This is a genomic window from Dokdonella sp., from assembly GCF_036518555.1.
Taxonomy (GTDB): domain Bacteria; phylum Pseudomonadota; class Gammaproteobacteria; order Xanthomonadales; family Rhodanobacteraceae; genus Dokdonella_A.
The window spans coordinates 1-2,461 of sequence record NZ_DATDMY010000023.1 but is presented as its reverse complement, the minus strand read 5'-3'; the positions used below and the strand labels follow the sequence as shown (position 1 = coordinate 2,461).

The window sequence follows — 2,461 nt, the reverse complement described above, 5'->3', positions numbered from 1 at the left end:
GGCGGCGCGCTCGGCGCCTACCAGTGCGGCGTATACGAGGCCCTGCACGAGGCCGGGATCCGCCCGTCGTGGTTCGCGGGCACGTCGATCGGCGCGATCAACGCGGCCATCCTCGCCGGCAACGCGCCCGAGCGACGCGTCGAGCGCCTGCGCGCGTTCTGGGACACGATCTGCGCGCCCGCGGGCGACGCCGCATGGCCGCTCGCCGCGCTCGCGGGTGCGGCCGAGTGGTGGCCGCCGAGCACGCCGTTGAGTGCGTGGCTGAACGCGCTCGGCGCGTGGGGCGCGCTCGCGCACGGCCAGCAGGGCTTCTACACGCCGCGCTGGCCGCCGCCGTTCGCGTTCGCCGACGGCAGTGCCGAGGCGACGAGCTTCTACGACACGACGCCGCTTGCGGCGACGCTCGAGCGCTTCGTCGATTTCGATCGCCTCAACGCCGATGGCGTGCGCCTGTCGATCGGTGCGACCAACGTCGCGAGCGGTAACTTCCGCTACTTCGATTCCGCGCGCGAGCGCATCCGGCCCGAGCACGTGCTCGCCTCCGGCGCGTTGCCGCCCGCGTTCCCCGCGGTGGTCGTCGACGGCGAGCCCTACTGGGACGGCGGCCTCGTCTCGAACACGCCGCTCGAATACGTGCTCGAGTCGCTGCCGCGGCGCGATACCCTCGTGCTGCAGGTCGACCTGTGGAGCGCGCGCGGACCGCTGCCGAAGACCGTGCTCGACGTGTTCGAACGCCAGAAGGACATCCAGTACTCGAGCCGCACGCGTCTGGGGACCGACCAGGTCGCCGCGCGGCAGCGCCTGCGCAACGCACTCGGGCTGCTGCTCGAGCGCGTTCCCGACGGCAGCCTGCCGGCCGAACTGGCCGCCGAGCTCGAGCCGTGGCTGTGCGATCGCGTGTTCAACATCGTGCACCTCATCTACCGCGCCAAGTCGTACGAGGAGCAATACAAGGACTACGCCTTCGGCGCGGCGACGATGCGCGAGCACTGGAACGGCGGGCGCGACGACATGCGCCGCACCCTCGCGCGGCCGGACTACTTCGCGCTCCCGCAACGCAGCCTCGGCGTCGTCACGCACGACATCCATCGCGCGGGCGGATGAGGGCACGCCCGGCCTCGCCAGGCCCGCGGCACCGATGCGGACGCAGCCGGCGGGAACGCGCAGCACCCCGGGCGCACGAAGGCCGCCGCGTGCCCGGGCCGACGGCCGCACCCCGCATCGCCGCGCGTGTCATCCGGCGTCGCGTCCGTGCGTTGCGGAAGGGGTCCGCCAATCGGGGAATTTCGATGGATTCGGCCGTGCCGCGTGTAACCCCGCCGCCGACGCGCGATGATGCCGGCATGGAACCCGACTTCATCACGCGCCTGCGCACCCAGCTCGGCGGCCCGCGCGACGGTGCCCTGCTGCGCTTCTCGCTCGGCAACGCCCTGCTCGGCCAGGGCGATGCGGCCGGCGCAGCGGTCGCGTTGCGCGAAGCGCTCGCGTTCGATCCGCGCTATTCGGCGGCGTGGAAGCTGCTCGGTCGCGCGCTCGCCGACGGCGGCGACGTCGCGGCCGCGGTCGAGGCGTTCGAACGCGGCATCGCGGTCGCGCGCGAGCGCGGCGACGAGCAGGCGGCGAAGGAAATGGCCGTGTTCCTGCGTCGCCTGCAGAAGGCGGCGCCCTCCTGAATCGCCTGCGCGCCATGGCCGTGGCGTCGATCGCGCTGCTCGCGTTCGGTGGCGGACGCTGGGTGCTGCATCGACCGATCGCGCATCCCGCCGGCGTGCTCGTCGAGGCGGCGCCACGCCAGTCCGAGCCGGGCGACCGCGCCGTCGTGCGCCACGGCGACTACGCGTTGCAGCCGCTCGCCGACTTCGACATCGAGGCGCGCGTGCTGTCGCGCGAGGACTACGCGTTCGACGCCGGTGCGGCGCTCGCGCCGACCGATCTCGCGCTCGGGTGGGGTCGCATGTCCGACAGCGAGGTGCTCGACGCGCTGGAGATCGAGCAGTCGGTGCGGTTCTTCACCTACCGCTGGCGCGCGGACCCCCCGATTCCGCCGGCGGAGATCGTGCGTTCGGCCACCAACCTGCACGCGATCCCGGCCGATCCCGCGGTCGCGCGTTCGCTCGACGCGATTCGCGTCGGCGACGTGGTCGAACTGCGCGGACGGCTCGTCGAGGCGAGTCGCGCCGACGGCTGGCGCTGGCGCAGTTCGCTCAGCCGCGAGGACAGCGGCGCGGGCGCGTGCGAGCTCATGCTGGTCGAGTCGATCGACCGCCGCTAGGCGGCGGCACCCGCGATCGCTTCGCCGATCGAACGCGTCATGCGGGTGGGCGTGCCGCGGCCGGCCAGCGCTTGTAGGTCCACTGGTATTGGGTGAATGCAAGCCGAACGCAGTCCTCGACGCCGCGATTGAGCGCGGCGCAGGCGGTCTCGACGTCCGGGTCGGCGATGCCGGGCGGCGCCGGCAGGA

Annotated in this window: 3 protein-coding genes; all 3 read left to right on the top strand. The window is 73.1% G+C overall.

From position 1 onward, the window contains the following. The coding region (locus VI238_RS01570; RefSeq protein ID WP_331647730.1) for a patatin-like phospholipase family protein at positions 1-1,104 on the top strand (1,104 nt) is incomplete at its 5' end. 239 nt (positions 1,105-1,343) lie between these two features. Beyond that, the gene (locus tag VI238_RS01565) at positions 1,344-1,673 is read left to right on the top strand and encodes a tetratricopeptide repeat protein (protein ID WP_331647728.1); all 330 of its coding nucleotides are present in this window, start codon (positions 1,344-1,346) and stop codon (positions 1,671-1,673) included. A gap of 14 nt (positions 1,674-1,687) precedes the next feature. Beyond that, positions 1,688-2,272, top strand: a complete 585-nt coding sequence (locus tag VI238_RS01560) for a hypothetical protein (protein WP_331647726.1) — start codon at positions 1,688-1,690, stop codon at positions 2,270-2,272. The last annotated feature ends 189 nt before the right edge of the window (positions 2,273-2,461 follow it).